At 50.2% G+C, this 17,534-nt stretch carries 17 protein-coding genes; 14 read left to right on the top strand and 3 right to left on the bottom strand.

Annotation, left to right across the window (positions count from 1 at the left end; genetic code table 11):
• The first annotated feature begins 461 nt into the window (after positions 1–461).
• From K7P76_RS28265 to yajC, 9 genes are all read left to right on the top strand, one after another.
• Complete coding sequence (locus K7P76_RS28265) at positions 462–1,916, top strand: LysM peptidoglycan-binding domain-containing protein (protein WP_232189421.1); 1,455 nt, start codon at positions 462–464, stop codon at positions 1,914–1,916.
• Between the two features lie 65 nt (positions 1,917–1,981).
• Complete coding sequence (locus K7P76_RS33540; protein ID WP_232189420.1) at positions 1,982–2,665, top strand: BofC C-terminal domain-containing protein; 684 nt, start codon at positions 1,982–1,984, stop codon at positions 2,663–2,665.
• A gap of 257 nt (positions 2,666–2,922) precedes the next feature.
• A complete protein-coding gene (ruvC, locus tag K7P76_RS28255) occupies positions 2,923–3,423 on the top strand; it encodes a crossover junction endodeoxyribonuclease RuvC (protein WP_232189419.1) in 501 nt (166 codons plus the stop codon).
• Positions 3,423–4,043, top strand: a complete 621-nt coding sequence (gene ruvA / locus K7P76_RS28250; protein WP_232189418.1) for a Holliday junction branch migration protein RuvA — start codon at positions 3,423–3,425, stop codon at positions 4,041–4,043. The genes ruvC and ruvA overlap by 1 nt, the downstream gene beginning before the upstream one ends.
• A 61-nt stretch (positions 4,044–4,104) precedes the next feature.
• Positions 4,105–5,082, top strand: coding sequence for a Holliday junction branch migration DNA helicase RuvB (ruvB, locus tag K7P76_RS28245; RefSeq protein WP_232189433.1), 978 nt, complete (start codon positions 4,105–4,107; stop codon positions 5,080–5,082).
• 31 nt (positions 5,083–5,113) lie between these two features.
• Positions 5,114–7,252 (top strand): SpoIID/LytB domain-containing protein, encoded by a 2,139-nt coding sequence (locus K7P76_RS28240; protein WP_232189417.1) that lies wholly within the window; start codon positions 5,114–5,116, stop codon positions 7,250–7,252.
• Positions 7,249–8,298 carry a tRNA preQ1(34) S-adenosylmethionine ribosyltransferase-isomerase QueA gene (gene queA / locus K7P76_RS28235; RefSeq protein WP_232189416.1) on the top strand — a complete coding sequence of 350 codons (1,050 nt, stop codon included), beginning with the start codon at positions 7,249–7,251 and terminating at the stop codon, positions 8,296–8,298. The genes K7P76_RS28240 and queA overlap by 4 nt, the downstream gene beginning before the upstream one ends.
• 27 nt (positions 8,299–8,325) lie before the next feature.
• Entirely contained in the window at positions 8,326–9,459 is a 1,134-nt protein-coding gene (gene tgt, locus K7P76_RS28230) for a tRNA guanosine(34) transglycosylase Tgt (protein ID WP_232189415.1), read from the top strand.
• Between the two features lie 17 nt (positions 9,460–9,476).
• Positions 9,477–9,752 carry a preprotein translocase subunit YajC gene (gene yajC, locus K7P76_RS28225; protein ID WP_232189414.1) on the top strand — a complete coding sequence of 92 codons (276 nt, stop codon included), beginning with the start codon at positions 9,477–9,479 and terminating at the stop codon, positions 9,750–9,752.
• A gap of 63 nt (positions 9,753–9,815) precedes the next feature.
• On the opposite strand, the gene K7P76_RS28220 is transcribed toward yajC, so the two are convergent.
• Positions 9,816–10,667 carry a phosphatase PAP2 family protein gene (locus K7P76_RS28220; RefSeq protein WP_232189413.1) on the bottom strand — a complete coding sequence of 284 codons (852 nt, stop codon included), beginning with the start codon at positions 10,665–10,667 and terminating at the stop codon, positions 9,816–9,818.
• Positions 10,668–10,741: 74 nt separating this feature from the next.
• Positions 10,742–11,140, bottom strand: coding sequence for a TIGR04086 family membrane protein (locus tag K7P76_RS28215; RefSeq protein ID WP_232189412.1), 399 nt, complete (start codon positions 11,138–11,140; stop codon positions 10,742–10,744).
• A gap of 224 nt (positions 11,141–11,364) precedes the next feature.
• Between K7P76_RS28215 and K7P76_RS28210 the strand changes: the two genes are divergently transcribed.
• Positions 11,365–12,084 (top strand): YetF domain-containing protein, encoded by a 720-nt coding sequence (locus K7P76_RS28210; RefSeq protein ID WP_232189411.1) that lies wholly within the window; start codon positions 11,365–11,367, stop codon positions 12,082–12,084.
• A gap of 8 nt (positions 12,085–12,092) precedes the next feature.
• On the opposite strand, the gene spoVB is transcribed toward K7P76_RS28210, so the two are convergent.
• Positions 12,093–13,652 (bottom strand): stage V sporulation protein B, encoded by a 1,560-nt coding sequence (spoVB, locus tag K7P76_RS28205; protein WP_232189432.1) that lies wholly within the window; start codon positions 13,650–13,652, stop codon positions 12,093–12,095.
• 235 nt (positions 13,653–13,887) lie between these two features.
• Here spoVB and K7P76_RS28200 point away from each other — a divergent pair, with 235 nt between their 5' ends.
• From K7P76_RS28200 to K7P76_RS28185, 4 genes are all read left to right on the top strand, one after another.
• Positions 13,888–14,205: a post-transcriptional regulator gene (locus K7P76_RS28200; protein ID WP_309244802.1), complete on the top strand. Its 318-nt coding sequence runs from the start codon at positions 13,888–13,890 to the stop codon at positions 14,203–14,205.
• A gap of 112 nt (positions 14,206–14,317) precedes the next feature.
• A complete protein-coding gene (gene secD, locus K7P76_RS28195; protein ID WP_232189410.1) occupies positions 14,318–15,595 on the top strand; it encodes a protein translocase subunit SecD in 1,278 nt (425 codons plus the stop codon).
• Positions 15,585–16,493: a protein translocase subunit SecF gene (secF, locus tag K7P76_RS28190; protein WP_232189409.1), complete on the top strand. Its 909-nt coding sequence runs from the start codon at positions 15,585–15,587 to the stop codon at positions 16,491–16,493. The genes secD and secF overlap by 11 nt, the downstream gene beginning before the upstream one ends.
• Positions 16,494–16,516: 23 nt before the next feature.
• Positions 16,517–17,458: a cation diffusion facilitator family transporter gene (locus K7P76_RS28185; RefSeq protein ID WP_232189408.1), complete on the top strand. Its 942-nt coding sequence runs from the start codon at positions 16,517–16,519 to the stop codon at positions 17,456–17,458.
• Positions 17,459–17,534 lie beyond the last annotated feature (76 nt).

The following is a 17,534-nucleotide window of genomic DNA, read 5'->3' as shown; positions in this document are numbered from 1 at the left end:
CTCCTTAAATAGAACATTTGTTCTCATTACCATAATACCAAACATACGTTCTATTTTCAAGAGATATCGGGTAAAATTTCAATATTCTGGGTTTGTTTTCAGAAGCATGAACAAGGGTTTTCCCCCTGACCGGATGGGATAATGATACGTTTTCGCGGAAAGGAGGTAGGGGGCTGTGGTGGTCCTATTCACCTTCTGATGTGAGGGGATAAAGGTACCTTTTCGCGAACAGCCGCAGGCATGAACGGGAATGTCGGACCGGTTGCCCCCCAGAGGTATAGGGAGCATAGGTTCGATTGTTTTATTACGGATATCCGCCAAAGTAAAGGGTCTGAGGCAAAGTCTCCGGTTTTTCTTATATAAAAGATGTCAAAAGCCCAGCACCTGCATAGGATGTAAAGATTGCGCGAGGGCATTCGCCTACTCGTGAGTTATGTCAATCCATCAGGAGGGAACGGCGTGTGAAGATCCATATGGTTAAACAAGGAGATACGCTGTATTTGATAGCCAAGAAGTACAATGTATCGCTAGAGGACATCATTAAGGCAAACCCGGAAATCAGCAATCCCGATGCTATTGATGTGGGGATGAAAGTGAAAATTCCGTCGCAGCCGAAAACGGCCATGGAAGTGATCCACCATCATATCGTGCAACAGGGTGACACCCTGTGGAAGCTGTCCAAAGCTTGGGGAATACAGCTCGCGGATATGATTAAGGCAAACCCGCAGCTTAAAAATCCAAACGCCTTATTGACTGGCGAAGTCGTTAACATTCCGAAAACACCGAATGGTTCCGCATCTCCGGGAGCGACGATGCACGGTAATTCAACACCCGGTAAAGCGAATACGGGCATGAAGGCGGAAACGGGCGTTCAAATTCAACCTGTACCCATGCCGTTGCCTGCGCCCCAGCCTGCGCCAATAATACCGAACGTACCGGTCGCACCGCCTCCGGCTCCCGTAATGCCTATTAAAGAAATGAAGCCAACGTATGGTGTCGAAGTCCATGAACACACTAATCTTTTCATGCAATTCCCTGTCCCGATGGTGCAGGCAACGGCTCATGTAGAAGAGCCCTATTGTCCAGAGCCAATGCCTCACGGCTACGGAATGCAGCAGCTGGCGATGTCGCCCGAAAATGCTGGGTATGGTCACGATTACGGCCACGGATATAGCCAAGAGTACAGCCTCGCTTTTGAACCGGGCATATCTCCGTTAGAGGGCAACATCGCCGGAAATATAGGAGGGTTGTATAGCCATCATGATTTCAGCGGGTATGGCATAAAACCGTCAACCGGATGCAAAACCTGCGGAGCACCCAAGCCTTGGCCAACGTCGGTAGAGGCGAATCAAGGCGCGATTCCTTATGTGGAATCATACCCCGGTATGGGTTATCCAGGGGGTAACGTTCCATATGGTGTACAACCGATCGGAGTTTCTCCTTTCGGAGCAAGTCCATATGGTAATATGCCGCAAGCGGTCAGTCCTATAGGCAATTACCCAGGGATGCATTATGGAGGGCATTACAATATGCCAATGGGCGATATTCCCGTAGGATATAGTCCCATAGCTGAAGGGCTGCCGGGTATCGGCGGGTCAAACGTCCACGGTATGGTTTCGCCGGCTATGGGGTATGGTTATGGACCGCAAGGTGAGCCTTACTATGGAGGCATTCCTCCGATTCCTACAATGCCTGGGATTCCGCCTATGCCTCCGTTTGGTCCTGTAGCGGGCGGTAATGGCTTTGACGATCGTTCATCCAGCAGTGATGGCGGGATCGATATCGATAGCGAAGGCGATGTTAAGGTGACAGCTCTTTCGGTGAAGAAGCGCCAGAGTAAACCAAAGCCTAAACAACGTGCTTCAAGGCAAATCAGGTCTAAAAGCAAGGAAAGTTTGCCATGGATTAAATGGTAATAAAAAGCGCATAACACCGGAATTCCCAGGAGACAATAAAGAAAAAAGCAGAGAAGGGGATTCCGGTGTCTCGCTTTCGTATCCTTAAAGAGCTGAAGAAATCGTTAAAGAGAAAACGTCGCCATGTCTGGTCGTTAGGAGCGGGTGTTGCGTTCTTCTTGCTAGCCGCATTAGCCGGTTCATGGCTTGCTCATCGGGTCATACAGCAGAGTCAATTGCAAGTATTCTTACCTGTCGACACGGCTGCCGTCTGGGCGGACAACCCCGAAAAAATGAAAGGTCCGGGAAAGTCCGCACGCGAGAAAACGCTATATTCGTTAATGATGCGGCAAGGTCAGGTTGAGCTTGTTCTGCATCGGACTTACTTATGCGGAGAAGAGACGCGGCAATTAGGAAGTCACTCCGCAGCCGAGGCAGCGGACCTTCTGAAATCCCACAGGGAATGGGAAGCTCAATTCGATTCCGCGGGAAGATTGACGATGGAGCAATCGGTCGACGATCTATCGCCTCAATGCCGCAAGACGGCTTATATCGGAATGGACAAGGATGGCAATTTGTCTTTGTTTGACGGTCCACCCCGACGTGATAAAGTGATAAGGACCTTTTTTCAATTGAATGTCGAAATGCTCGAGACGAAGTTGTCCGAGGAACGAATGACCGAGTTGGCCCGTGGTATTCGCGTTACGGACAAGGATGAGTACAACAGCGTATTATCGACTTACAACGACTATGCCCGATTGAGGTCATGAGGCGCGTTGCATCAGCATAAAATAAAACTTCCTGGAGGGGCGTCCAATCGGACGTCCTTTTAAGGTTGTCGCTCATGCGCCTATCGTACTATTTTACAAAGTGTTGAACTGCTATAAGCCTTGCCGCACTAATGACTTCGGCTTTCGTGCCCCGCTGCTTCCCGGTAATTGTGTTCTCCTTCTGTTCTCATGGGGGGTAACATTTGATATAATCGAATGAAGATTGCAGGGCAAGCGGAGAGCGGGGTAACGTATTCATGAGAGTATTGGGAATCGACCCTGGGATAGCCATCATGGGATTCGGCTTTATTGATAAAACCGGGCACAAGCTTACACCCGTTCAATACGGCTGTATCGAGACCAAATCAGGCACTTCGCAGGAATTGCGGTTAAAACAGATATACGAATCTGTGTGCAGTTTGCTTGACGAGTATAAACCGGATACGGTCGCGGTCGAGAAGCTTTTCTTCAACAAGAACGTAACGAATGCATTCAGCGTCGGACAAGCCCGCGGCGTGTTCATGCTAGCGGCAGCGCAGCGGGGATTGCCGATTGGAGAATATACGCCGATGCAAGTGAAACAGGCGGTTGTCGGTTATGGGGCTGCGGAGAAACGGCAAGTTCAGGAAATGGTTAAGATGCTGCTTAAATTATCGACAGTACCTAAACCGGATGATGTTGCCGATGCGCTTGCGGTCGCGATCTGCCATGCGCACTCCATCGTCCTAAACGATCGAATGAACGGAGTGACGCGTTAATGATCGATTATTTGCGGGGGAAAGTCGCCCATTTGGAAAGCGAATACGTTGTGCTCGACGTTCATGATGTCGGTTATCGGGTATTTACGCCCAACCCTTACGGTTTGGCCCGTACGGAAGAGGCTGTGCAATTGTTTATTTATCATCACGTTCGCGAGGATGCCATTCATTTATTCGGTTTTACGACGCGGGACGAGCAAGCTCTATTTCGCAGATTGCTGGAAGTATCGGGAATCGGCCCGAAGGTTGCGCTCGGCGTATTGGCCGGAGGACGTCCTGAAGCCGTTGTATCCGCTATTCAGCAAGAGAACGTAACGTTCCTCATGAAGCTTCCGGGAATCGGCAGAAAAACGGCGCAGCGAATGATTCTGGATCTGAAAGACAAGTTAGGCGCGGTAGATAGCCGATGGGCTGTTGCTTCGATGACGGAGCTTGACCTACCTGCCTCCGCATCTGACAGCAGTTCCGCATGGGCGGCCGCTCGCGAAGCGTTAACGGGGCTTGGCTATAGGGATGCGGAGTTGGACAAAGCATGGCACGTTCTCAAGGATAACGTGACGGGCGAGGAATCCCCGGACGTGTTAATTAAAAAAGCGTTGCAGCAATTGTTCCAAGGATAGTTAGCAAGCGCGAGAGGAGGCCGCAGCATTGGAAGAAGACCGAATCGTTACCGCGCATTTAATGATGGAAGATCAAGCGGTGGAGTACAGCTTGCGACCTCGTTATTTGGCGGAATACATAGGCCAAGCGCAAGTGAAGGACAATTTGAAAGTATACATAGAAGCTGCCAAGATGCGGCGCGAGCCGCTCGATCACGTACTTCTGTACGGTCCCCCGGGATTGGGGAAAACGACGTTATCGAACATTATCGCCAACGAGCTCGGCGTTAACATTCGCACGACAAGCGGTCCTGCTATTGAACGTCCCGGGGATCTGGCAGCAATACTGACTAACCTCCAAGAGAACGATGTTCTTTTTATCGACGAGATTCACCGGCTTCACCGAACGGTTGAGGAAGTGCTATATCCTGCGATGGAGGATTTCGCCTTGGATTTCATCATCGGCAAAGGTCCGAGCGCGCGTTCCGTTCGCCTGGACTTGCCGAAGTTTACTTTAATCGGGGCGACCACAAGAGCTGGATTATTGTCGGCGCCTTTACGGGATCGCTTCGGGGTCGTAAGCCGGTTGGAATTTTATACGGAAGACGAGTTGTCGTATATCGTTACGCGAACCGCGGAAATTTTCGGAGTCGGGATGGTTGGGGAAGCCTCGAGAGAAATCGCCAGACGCGCGCGGGGAACGCCAAGGATAGCCAATCGGTTGCTGAAGCGGGTACGCGATCATGCCCAAGTTAGAGGAGACGGTATTATTACCGATGCCGTCGCTCACGATGCGTTGGAAAAAATTCAAGTCGATCCGATGGGGCTTGACAGCATCGATCATAAAATGCTTCGTTCCATGATCCAGAATTACGGAGGCAGGCCGGTTGGTTTGGATACGATTGCCGCTTCCATCGGGGAAGAAAGCCAAACGATCGAAGATGTGTACGAGCCGTATTTGATGCAAATCGGATTTCTGCAACGTACGCCGCGCGGCAGAATTGTGACCGCGGCTGCATATCGACACTTAGGGTTGCCCGTTCCTGAGCTTAATAGTTGATAAATCGAGCAACATGACGGAGGAGAATTGGATGATCCGAAATCTAAATGCGAAACGCTCTTATTCCAGGCTGATTTTGCTTGTTTTATTGTTAGCGGCAGTCGTATCGAGTTCCACCCGGATGACTGTCCATGCTGCCATCAGTGTGCCAGACAATATTCGCGTTGCATTGTACGTTAATCTGGGTACGAACAAGTACCAGTCGATTACCTCCATTGCGACTTTGCAATCCGCGGGCGGAATAAAGCTCTCTTGGAAAGACCCGCAAGCAAGCTTTCCTGTAGGTTCCGTACCTGCGGGTCAAGGCGTAAGATTCGCGGTGGACGGATATCGCGCACTGCTCTTGGAGACGACTGATCTTAATGCAGCCATTATCGTCCTTAAAAAGGTACAGGCTTCTTCGTCGGCAGCTTTCGTCACGCAACTGACCAAGTCCGGTAAAACGGTATATCAAGTGACGGAAGGGGTGTACTCTAGCGTTGCAGGTGCCTCTTCCGCCCTAGCTAAGTGGACGAACGCAGGAGTCGCCACCGGAATTCAAAGCTTGGTTAGCGCACGCGTGCTAGGACCTTGGTCAGTTGAAACGGGTCCATACGCTAGTGCCGCCGAAGCATCTGCAGCAGCCGACATGATCGGGAATGCGGGTTTGGATGCATACGTAGCCCTCAAGCCTAAAGACGGCGCGCTTAACTATGTCGTTAGAATCGGGCAAGAGAAAGACGCCACAACGCTAACCGCAGTCCAAGAAGCGGCTACGTCAGCGGGAGGAATGAATGTACGCATACCCGCGGCCGGGGAGCCTTACGCGGTAGTTCGAACGGATATGACCTATAACGGCAGCGCTAATAAACCGGTATCGCTTTACGCCATTCCGTCAGGCGCGGGAGCCGTCCTCAGGGCGGATCCGGAAGGAGCTGGCGGCATCCAAGTCATTGAACGGAGTAAGCGGACTTACCGGGGCAGCATGGAAATGAGCGTACTGAACCAAACGCTCGCTGTCGTTAACGACGTCAATTTCGAACAGTATTTATATTCCGTCGTCGGCACCGAGGTGAGCTCGAGCTGGCCGATCGAAGCGCAGAAGGCACAGGCGGTAGCCGCGCGCTCTTATGCGCTGTCAACAGGCCTTGGCTTCCAAATTGCGCATGTCGTAGATACGACGAACAGTCAAGCGTATTACGGAATCGGTTCGGAGAACGCAAACGCGACGGCCGGCGTCACGCAAACGGCCCGAGAAGTGCTGACTCTCGGGGGGAAGGTTATTAACGCGGTATTCTCGTCCAACGCAGGCGGTGTGACCGCCGACAATACGCTCGAAATATGGGGCGGAGATAACTCGTTCTTGGCAACCAATGTTCAAAGTCCGGACTCCGTAGCGCAGACGGACAAACGTGATTGGTACTATGTAGCTCTGCCGTCGGGGCAAACCGGATACATTAGGGACGATTTGCTTGCCGATAGCGGGCAGACGCATTCTTCCGGGGCGAAGTTGCTAAATGTAATTTCCGAGGGAACAGCCGTGCGCTCGGAACCGAGAATCGTTTCAACGGTTGAACCGATCGCTCGCGTTGGCTCCGGAACGATTGTTATACAGCTCAATAAAGTGGGGGAGAACACGGATTTCACATGGGTGAAAGCACCAATGACGCCGGAACAGCTGTTAACCGCCTTAAACAAACGAGCAAAAACTCCAATAACCGGGCCCTTGCTGACATTGGAAGTTTCCAAGCGAGGTCCTTCCGGTCGAGCGACGGAAATAAAAGCAAATGGAATTCCGGTTAATGTAGGAGTTCCCGACAATTTGCGCGGAGCGCTCAATGGGCTGCAAAGCACGTTATTCCAGATCGACGAGACCGGCCGTTACACGGTGCTTGATGGGAGCGGGAATTCAAGAGAAATGCCTAGTCAGGGCGGAACTCTTCAAGTTATCGGGAGCGGCGGGGAAACTCGCGCGTTAACGGATCAGAAAGTGTATATTATGGATGGCAAAGGTAACCTACGTGCAGCAACGACTTCACCTCAGTTTATTTTCTCGGGCAAAGGCAACGGGCATGGGGGCGGAATGTCTCAGTGGGGTGCAAGAGCGTTAGCGGAACAAGGGTATGACTACCAATATATCCTGAAATACTATTATAAGAACGTGACGATTGAAAAGGATGCCAGAACATGAATGTCAGCGACTACGATTTCGAATTACCAGAAACATTGATTGCCCAAACCCCGCTGCTGGAGCGAACGTCATCCAGACTTCTAGTGCTGCATAGCTGGAATGGGAATATCGAGCACAGGTCCTTCACCGATCTGGCCGAATATTTGAAGCCGGGAGATACGCTTGTGTTGAATGACACGAGGGTGCTCCCGGCACGTCTGTTCGGAGTTAAAGCGGATACGGGCGCGAAGATCGAATTGCTGCTGCTCAAACGAATGGAAGGCGATCGGTGGGAAGCTTTAGTTCGTCCCGGCAAGAAGATTCACAAAGGCGCAAAGCTTAGTTTTGGAATTTCGGAAAATAAACGAGACCCTTTGCTATCCGCGACCGTAGAAGAAGAAGGAGAAATGGGCGCACGAGTTATCCGTTTCGAATACGAAGGGATATTCAACGAATTGCTGGACCAGCTCGGCCAGATGCCGCTGCCTCCATATATTAAAGAACATTTGTCCGACCGCGAGCGCTATCAAACCGTCTATTCGCGGAACGAGGGCTCAGCAGCCGCTCCGACGGCAGGCTTGCATTTCACGGAGCCTTTTCTGGAGCAATTGCAATCCAAAGGCGTCCAAATTTGCCCGATTACGTTACACGTCGGTCTTGGAACGTTCCGACCTGTTTCCGTAGACACGATTGAAGAGCATGAGATGCACGCGGAGTGGTACTCGGTAAGCGAAGAGAGCGCGATGCTGCTGAATGAGGCCAAAGCCAGAGGCGGCAGGATCGTCGCCGTTGGAACGACTTCCGCCCGTACCCTTGAAACAATAGGCCAGCGGTACCAAGGTCATCCGATACAATCGTGCAGCGGATGGACCGACATTTTTATTTATACAGGCTATAAATTCACGATGGTTGACGCCCTATTAACAAACTTCCATCTTCCTCGTTCGACTTTAGTCATGCTAGTCAGCGCCCTTGCTGGACGCGAGAACGTTCTGAACGCTTACAAGGAAGCAGTTAATCATGAATACCGCTTCTTCAGCTTTGGCGACGCGATGTTTATTACTTAGGTTAAATCAGAGAGGAATTTCCCCGAAATGGCAGTGAAATACGAATTAATCAAAATCTGTGCCCAAACCGGCGCAAGACTTGGCAGACTCCATACGCCGCATGGGATCATCGACACGCCTACCTTCATGCCGGTTGGCACTCAAGCTTCCGTAAAGGGAATGAGCCCCGAGGAACTGAAATCACTAAACGCGCAAATTATTCTCAGCAACACCTATCATCTATTTCTTCGGCCTGGGCACGAGCTAGTAAAGGAAGCCGGCGGGCTGCATAAGTTCATGAACTGGGATCGCCCCATCTTAACCGATAGCGGCGGGTTTCAAGTGTTCTCCTTAAGCGAGATGCGCAAAATCACCGAGCAAGGCGTTGAGTTCCGTTCCCATATTAACGGGGATAAGCTTTCTCTAACGCCGGAGAGCGCTACCCATGTGCAGAATGCGCTCGGCGCCGATATCATTATGGCATTCGATGAGTGCCCGCCTTATCCCGCTGAGTATGAATACGTGAAGCAATCGACCGATCGGACAAGCCGCTGGGCGGAAAGATGCTTGAAGGCACATGGTCGTCCCGGTGACCAAGCTTTGTTTGGCATCGTGCAGGGCGGGATGCATAAGGATTTGCGTCAGCAGAGCGCACGGGATTTGACTTCCCTGGATTTTCCGGGGTATGCTATGGGTGGACTGAGCGTGGGCGAGCCCAAACCGCTCATGTACGAAATGTTGGAAGAGACGATACATTTACTGCCCGCCGACAAACCCCGGTATTTAATGGGAGTCGGTTCGCCGGATGCTCTCTTGGACGGAAGCATTCGCGGCGTGGACATGTTCGACTGCGTGCTGCCAACGCGGATTGCCCGCAATGGAACGCTAATGACCAGCCAAGGCCGCGTAGTCGTCCGCAACGCCAAGTACACCAGCGATTTCGGTCCTTTGGATCCGGAATGCAATTGTTACGCATGCCAGAATTATTCCCGAGCTTATATTCGCCACCTGATTAAAGCCGACGAAATGTTCGGGCTGCGCCTAACTACCATACATAACCTGCATTTTTTGGTCAATCTGATGGCACAGGTTCGCGAGGCGATTCGGGAAGACAGGCTGGGAACTTTCCGTGACCAATTTTTCGAGAAATACGGAATGTCAGGCAACGATAGCGGTTTTTAAGAGAGGGGGGAATACAGATGTGGTCAGTAGCGCCTTTTATACTGATGTTTGCTATTTTTTATTTCCTGCTGATTCGTCCGCAGCAAAAGAAACAACGTCAACGGACCTCCATGCTTAGCGCTTTGAGCAAAGGCGATAAAGTAGTAACGGTTGGCGGTTTGCATGGGACGATCGCGGAAATTTCCGATGACACAGTAGTGCTTAAAGTCAACGATGTTACGAAGTTAACGTTCGACCGTTCTTCCATTAACAACGTATCGGCTCGTTCCAACGAACCGAAGAGCGAAGAGTAATAAAATGAAAAAGCCTCGCCGCCCGGACATAGATCCAGAGCAGCGAGGCTTTTTTGCACGTTATCAAGAACCGACGGGTCGCGAAGCTTTTAGTTTGGTTCTTGAGAGTTGGCCAATCTTGGAGGACCGTTCTGCCCATTCGCCAACCTTGAGTCCGACGGTTACGGCGAATAGCGCAAGCGCAACGCCGGCGACCATGTCGGTAAACCAGTGGATACCCAAATAAAAGATCGAGAAAATGATGATGACGGCATTGCTCCATGCGAATATCGACCAGCGACGAATTCCGGAGCGGCTTGCAAGCAAAGCCATCGTAACGGATATGGAGGTGTGCAGGCTGGGGAAACAGTTGTTTATGCCTGAAAGCGAGCGATAATCCTTTTCGAATGTCGGGAACGCATCTAACATTAGAAATTTAACCTGTGAATGGACGAACCAAACTTCGTTAACGGGGACGAATAAGTAAAAAGGAACGGCCAGGAAATAATTGATCAGCAACGCGATGCAAAAAGCATAATACAGCTTCATGTCCCGCTTATGGGTATAAATCGCCAAGGATGCGATCATGACCGACTGAAAAACGACAAGATAGAAAAAAGCGCAAACAGCTGTCAATATATTGGAATGGAAGGTCGTCTGCAGCCATGCGGGCCAAGTCCCTTCCCAACCGCTCAGAGCAGGCGTTAAATCATAGGAAATGTTCAGCCATTGTTCCATTTTGAGTTCATATTTGTTAATCACCATTATGGCCAATACGGCAATGAAGAATAGCAAATACTTGCGGGATACGACTAACGATTTGATAAAAGAATAAGCGGCAGCGAGAGGTTGACGCCCCGTGCCTAACGTAATCAGGATCGCGACTGTAACGATCGAACAGATCGTCACGGAAGACATGCTTTGAAACAAAATCATGACGCGCCCCCCGAATTCCTCTCGATGTTTAAAGCACCGACTCATTATAGCACATTATCGATGCGCTAATCTCTTCATCTTGCTGTCGAGCCGGCATTAACACCTAGCATTCCACCGAATGCGCCTGTTAAGCATGTCACCGCTAATAAAACCGGCACCGTCATTGTCCAGCTGGCATCGGTTGCAAGAAAGCTGATAATTAGCAAAAGGAGCGTATATAATAAGCCGTTTGCCATTCCGAAATACCATCCGCGCCTTCCTGACCGTTTCGCCGATACAAACCCTCCAGCAAGCGAAGCGCATCCGTGTACCCCGAAAACCCATGGCAGCATATTGGCTTCGCTCAACGAGGAGCCCATTAACAGAATAGACAGTACGATCGCTCCGATAGCAAGCCATATACCCGACCAATACAAACCGGAAGCAACAGGTGATGCATTACGTAATCCGAACACCCGAGACAAAGAACTCATGAAACATCACGCTCCTTTGGAATAACTCATTTGTATCAGTTTATGGCGATGCGCCGGAACCTAGTACAGGCTAGTTTGAAACGGGTCCATTTGGACATTAAAGCGATTTACCATATTTTCCGTGCGATTGACCGGAATGAGCATTTGGGTACGCGGTGACACTATTGACGGAAGCGCCCTTAACAATCAGCAATTACTCGGCAAACCGATATGGAGGGGATATCATGGAACTGACAGTGGTCCTCCTTAGGACAACATTCATGTATTTCTTCATTTTCCTGATCATGCGATTGATGGGCAAGCGCGAAATCGGCAAGCTATCGGTTTTTGACTTGGTCATTTCCATTATGATTGCGGAAATCGCCGTAATTGTCATCGAAACGACGGAAAAGTCATTGTTTCTTGCGGTAGCGCCGATATTGCTTCTAGTCATCGTCCAGATCGGCATTTCGTTCTTCTCTTTGAAGAGCCGGAAAGTGCGAATGCTGTTCGATGGTAAGCCTAGTGTCCTTATCCGCGATGGTCATTTGAATCGTGAGGAAATGCGCAAGCAAAGATATAATCTGGATGATTTAATGCTTCAGCTTCGAGACAATCAGGTGACGGAAATCGAAAAAGTGGAGCTGGCAGTATTAGAATCTACAGGTAAGTTATCCGTCATTATGAAAGAAAACGTAAAAAATAATGGGGAAGGAACCGGTAAAAGCAACAACTCCGATGAGCAGCTATTCGATAAGTCCGATATTAGTTCAAAGATTCGATACGAGCTGCTTCCAATGGCCCTCATCTTGGATGGGCAAGTGCAAGATGATAATTTGGAGAAGCTAGGCAAAACCCGCTTTTGGCTCAAGAGCGAACTGCAAAATTACGAGGTGGAAAATTTCAAGCATGTTTTTTTCTGCAGCATCGATCACAAAGGAAAGCTCTACGTAGACAAAAAATAATCGTTTGCTTAAGGTCGGGCTTTTGGATGAAAAAAGCGCCTGACTATCGGGACGCGGGCAACATCGTGCCGATCGATCAGCTTAAACAAAATGAGCAGGAACAAGTAAACGAGAATGGCGATCAAACTCGCGACCGCTAAATTTAAGCTGCTTTGCGCGAGAAGATTAAAATTCCAAATCCATAGCGCGGTCGCGCTCATGACGATCATGGCCGCCGAAACCTTAAGGAAATCGAGCGGCTGCATCCGAAATCCGGTCAGGCGGGCTACGCTGACCCAATGCAGCAAGGTGACAAGAACCATATTTACGCCGATCGCGATAACGGCTCCAAGTATTCCATATTGGGGCTGGGTCGCCAATTGAACGATTAGTATTAATTTGATCGCTGCTCCGGCGAACGTATTGAAGAGAGCCGTTCCTGGGCGGTTCAGAGCTTGAAGAGCGGCTTGCAATGGCGCTTGCATGTAGAGGAAAATGGCAAGCGGCGCCATCCAACGCAGCATATTGGCCATCGAATCATCTCCGTATAACAGAGTACAGATTGGACCGGCAAGCAATCCCATCAGAACAACGAAGGGGGCTCCGGTCACAATAGCGAGCCTCATCGATTGATGCAACCGAATGTGGATCGTTGTCCAATCCCCCCGCGAAGCGGCTTCGGACAGAGAAGGGACAAGGGATACGGCAAGTGAGTAGGTTAACGCGCCCGGAAGCAGCAGCAGCGGTATGACCATTCCCTGCAATGCGCCATATTGCGCGGTTGCGCCCGCTGCGGCGACTCCCGCCGCTGTCAAACTTCTCACGGTTAATATCGATTCGAGCAAATAGGACAACGATCCGATCATCTTGCTGCCGGTTACCGGGATAGCGGTGTCCAGTATTTTTTTCAAATAACCCGTTTCGCGTGCATGCATCCATTTCTTAGTCTCATTTACTGAGGTGTTAGAAGGGGGAAGATGGGGAACGCGCCTGTCGCGTATGAACTGAATCCATAGTACGAGCAATCCCGCGCATTCTCCGGCCACCATTCCGAGAACGGCGCCCGCGGCCGCGAGTTCTAATCCATACGGGAGAAACATCCAGGCAAACAACAGCGTTAACACGATTCGAAACAACGTTTCCGACGTCTGGGACAATGCCGTCGGGATCATGTTTTGTTTGCCTTGGAAATAGCCGCGCCACACGGAAGAGACGGCAACGAGCGGCAGCACCGGAATCATCGTTAAGAATGCGGTGTGCACCCGAGAATCCGTCATGATGCGGGTAGATATCCATTCTGAAAGTCCGAGGCATACGGCAGCCGCGATTAAACTCACCGTAAAAGCAAGCCTAACGGCTATGCGTAAAATTTGGCTGACCGCGCGCCGATCTCCTTTGGAGTCCGCTTCCGCGACCAGCTTCGCGACGGCCAAAGGGATGCCTCCCGCGATCAAAGTCAGCATTACGATAGTGAAAGGATACACGAGTTGAATGAGTCCAACGCCTTCTGCGCCGATCATTCGCGGTAAGGCAATTCGGGGAACAAACCCCAGAATCCGGTTTAAGAGGCCAGCCGCCAGAAGAATCATGGCACCCTGGATGAAAGTTTGTTTACGCGCCGCCAAATAAATCCCTCTTCCCTCAGATGGGTTAGTCCAACGATTGGTTCCAAGGACGGCGAAGCCGTTTTGCTTGTTGCTCATATGTATGCGATGGTTGTCCATGTTCATGCCATTGGCAGGAATTTAGGGTTAAGTGGAGAAATACATAAAGAGCAACATTCGGTTTAACGCACATTCGCCAGGCCAGGAGGGATTTTTACAGGTGGAAGAGCATGATGAGAAATTGCCGAACGACGAGGTTAAAGCTGCCGAGACCGAAATGACCGAATTGACCGAATTGACCGAGTTCGAGATGAACGAGACGATTGAGCAGTTGTGTCTTAGCAAAGCCGAGGAATTTCATTTAATTGGATATGAACAGGTGACGGGGGCCGACGTATGGGAGTGCGTAAGCGATAAATATCACAAAAAAGGCACCCCTCCTCTATATGAAATGGTTAACGACATTTTATCCCTTAAGGTGACGCAGTTCATGAATTTCATTACTTTAAGCATGTACAGGGGCGAAATTCGCAAATGATAAGGGTATGTAGTTGAAGTCTTCTCCTAGCGGGAAGGCTTTCTTTTTGACTTCCTTTTAACGACGTAGGTATAATAGGAACATTGAGAATCGAAAGGGGACCGCAATAGAGATGAAACGACTAGTGGCTTTCGTGCTCGTTGTTCTCGTTAGTTTCGGGATCATGGCATTTTTGACCCCCGGACTACTGAACGGAACGAAGCTTGGGCTCGACCTGAAAGGCGGCATTGAAATCCTGTATGAGGCGCATCCGCTAACGGAAGGCGAAGCGGTTACGAAAGAAGCGCTGAAACAAACGGCCCTTAGTCTTGAAAAACGGGCGAACAAATCGAATGTTGCGGAACCGGAAGTTACGACGGAAGGCAAAAACCGGATTCGGTTAAAAATCGCCGTTGCTACCGGAACGACGGACAAAGAGCGCGACGATGCGATTCAGAAAATCCGCGATGTAATGAAAAGACCCGCAGAGCTTCAATTCCGCAGCGCTACAGGCTGTAAGGACAGTACTACTTATTGCAAAGTCGAATTACTTGGCAGGGATTTCAAAGAAGGGGCTGCCAAAGTAGAATACAACAATTTGAACCAGCCTTTAGTGCGGATCGAAGTAAACGATAAATCTAAGTTAGCTAAAGTTTCCACCGATCTTGTAGGGAAACGTCTGGCCATTTTCCTAGATGAAGATATGAAATCGGATCCTGTCGTTGAGCAGCCTTTAACCGACGGCACGGCGGTAATCAGCGGTCAGGAAACGAGACAGAAAGCCCAGGATTTAGCAGACGTTATCAACCTAGGCGCATTGCCGCTTAAAATTACCGAGAAATATACGCAAAGCGTCGGCGCTACGCTCGGTAAGCAATCGTTGCATGATACGTTGTTCGCGGGCGTACTCGCCTCCGTGCTTATTCTATTGTTTATGCTCTATTTCTATCGCTTACCTGGAGTCGTTGCCAGCATCTGCCTGATCGTGTTCGTCTGGTTGTTGCTCGGCGTCTTCTATTTAATGGGAGCAACTTTAACGCTTCCGGGCATCGCAGCGTTCGTGCTGGGTATCGGAATTGCCGTCGATTCGAACATCATTACGGCAGAGCGGATCAAAGACGAGCTTCGCAGCGGCAAAACGATTTCCTCCTCGCTGCGGGCGGGAGCCAAGAACAGCTTCCGGACAATTATCGATGCACACATTACAACGATTATTGCCGGATCGGTGCTTTATTTCATGGGTCATGGAATGGTTAAAAGCTTCGCGATCGTATTGATCGCCAGTATCGTCGTTAATATCGCGACGAACGTATTCCTCCCGCGTTACCTGCTTACTCTGTTGATCAAAAGCGGTTATTTCGATAAATCAACGCAATATGGCGTAAAGGAGAGTGAAATCGGTGCGCTCTAAACGAAATTTCGACTTTGTTAAAACAAGCCGTCGCTTTCTGACCATCTCCGCCGTCGTATTGCTGATCGGTTTGGTCATGCTCGGAATTAAAGGTTTAAACTACGGAATCGACTTCAGTTCGGGGACGTCGATCGATATTTCTACGTCTAAACCGTTGGACGATACTAAAGTTAGAGCCTTCCTAGATGAACAGAAGCTAGGAGAGTACACGCTCACCTCTGCGCAGAACCGGGACTCCATTCGGTTCAAAGAAGCGCTCAATGAGCAGCAAGAAAAGAAATTCAAAACGGATTTCAGCGCGCAGATCGATAAAGACGCCTCCTACGAAGTAAATATCGTAGACGTTGACATCGCCCGCGAGCAGCAGACGAACGCATTGATCGGTCTAGCCGTAGCATGCTTAGGTATCGTTATCTACGTGAGCATTCGATTCGAGTGGAGGTTCGCGATTTCGGCGATCGCGTCGCTATTGTACGATGCCTTGTTCGTTATCTGCTTGTTCTCCATCTTCCAATTGGAAGTGAACTTGCCCTTCATCTTGGCCGTCTTAACCATTGTCGGTTATTCCATCAACGATACGATCGTTATTTTCGACCGGATCCGGGAAAATCTGCGGTTCGCCAAAATCAAATCGGGCGCGGATTTGGACAGATTGGTTAACGACAGCATTTGGCAGACGCTGGCCCGTTCCATTAATACGGTTATTACCGTATTGGTTGCAGCCCTTTGTTTGTTCATCTTCGGCAGCTCGTCGATTAAATTGTTCTCGCTAGCTATGATTTTCGGCTTAGCAAGCGGCGCTTATTCTTCCATCTTCATCGCAAGCCAACTTTGGTTGTATCTGAAGAAGAAGCAACCGCTTAAGAAAGTAGCTGTCAAACCGCAAAGCACGCCTTAAACATCAGGAAAGGAGTGGTTCTGATGGCAATGGAACAACGTTCGGTCTCAGCGGAACGCGGTGCTCTGGTTTCCCTGTGGGGGCTGCTCGGCTTGTCTATTGTAAAAGGCACGGTCGGTTGGCTGACGGGCAGTAAAGCTTTGCTCGCGGATGCTTGCCAATCGGCGGCCGATTGCGCAGGTTCAGTAACCTCATATCTAGGCATTCGCAAAGCGCGAGTCGATCCGAATTCAACGGGATCGCCCCGCCAGAAGCCGGAATCCGCCGTCGTAATCGTTTTATCGGCTATGCTGCTCGTTGGCGGCATCGAAATCGGCATTTCCTCGGTTCGCTCCGTCGCTAACGGAGTGGATGAAGCGCCGGGAGTGGGAGCCGTTATCGTTATCGCTGCGGGAATCGGCGTTAGAGAAGGGCTCGTCCGATACAAACGAAGCCGGGATAGCAAATGCGGAATTCGCGGAGATCGAACCGTAGATAATCGTTCGGATATATTTGCTTCCTTGACCGCGTTGGTCGGAACTTCGGGCGCCGTCGTGGGAGACCTCTACGATATGCCTTACTTATACGTGCTGGATCCAGCCGCAGGATTGGTTATTTCTGTGTTTGTCGTACGTATGGGATACCGGATGACGGCTGATGTATTGCGTACATCCGACCGCGGCGCGTTGGATGAAACGGATGCTCAGACGCTCTTGGAAGCCGTACAAAGGGTAGAAGGAGTCGTCGCCGTGGACGAGGTGAAGGCCAGAGAGCACGGGCATTACATCATACTCGACGTCGTCATCCGGGTAAATCCGAGAATAAGCGTATTCGAAGGGCAAGACATCGCCCATCGCGTCCGTCGTCAGTTGACCAAACGGTTTCTGCATATTATGGACGCGAACGTGCAGGTTCAGCCTTACGATCCTGGTTTTCCTTATAAGTCCAATCATCACGAAGAGGAGCTTTCCTCGCTTTTGCAATAATGAATATTTCTTATGCTAGCTGATCGTTAAATTCAATCCGCCGCTATTTTGCCGGCGGATTTGTTTGTGTAATACG

Source organism: Cohnella silvisoli, assembly GCF_021190915.1.
Taxonomy (GTDB): Bacteria; Bacillota; Bacilli; order Paenibacillales; family Paenibacillaceae; genus Cohnella; species Cohnella silvisoli.
The sequence above is the reverse complement of the archived record's forward strand: the minus strand, read 5'-3'. Positions and strand labels throughout refer to the sequence as shown.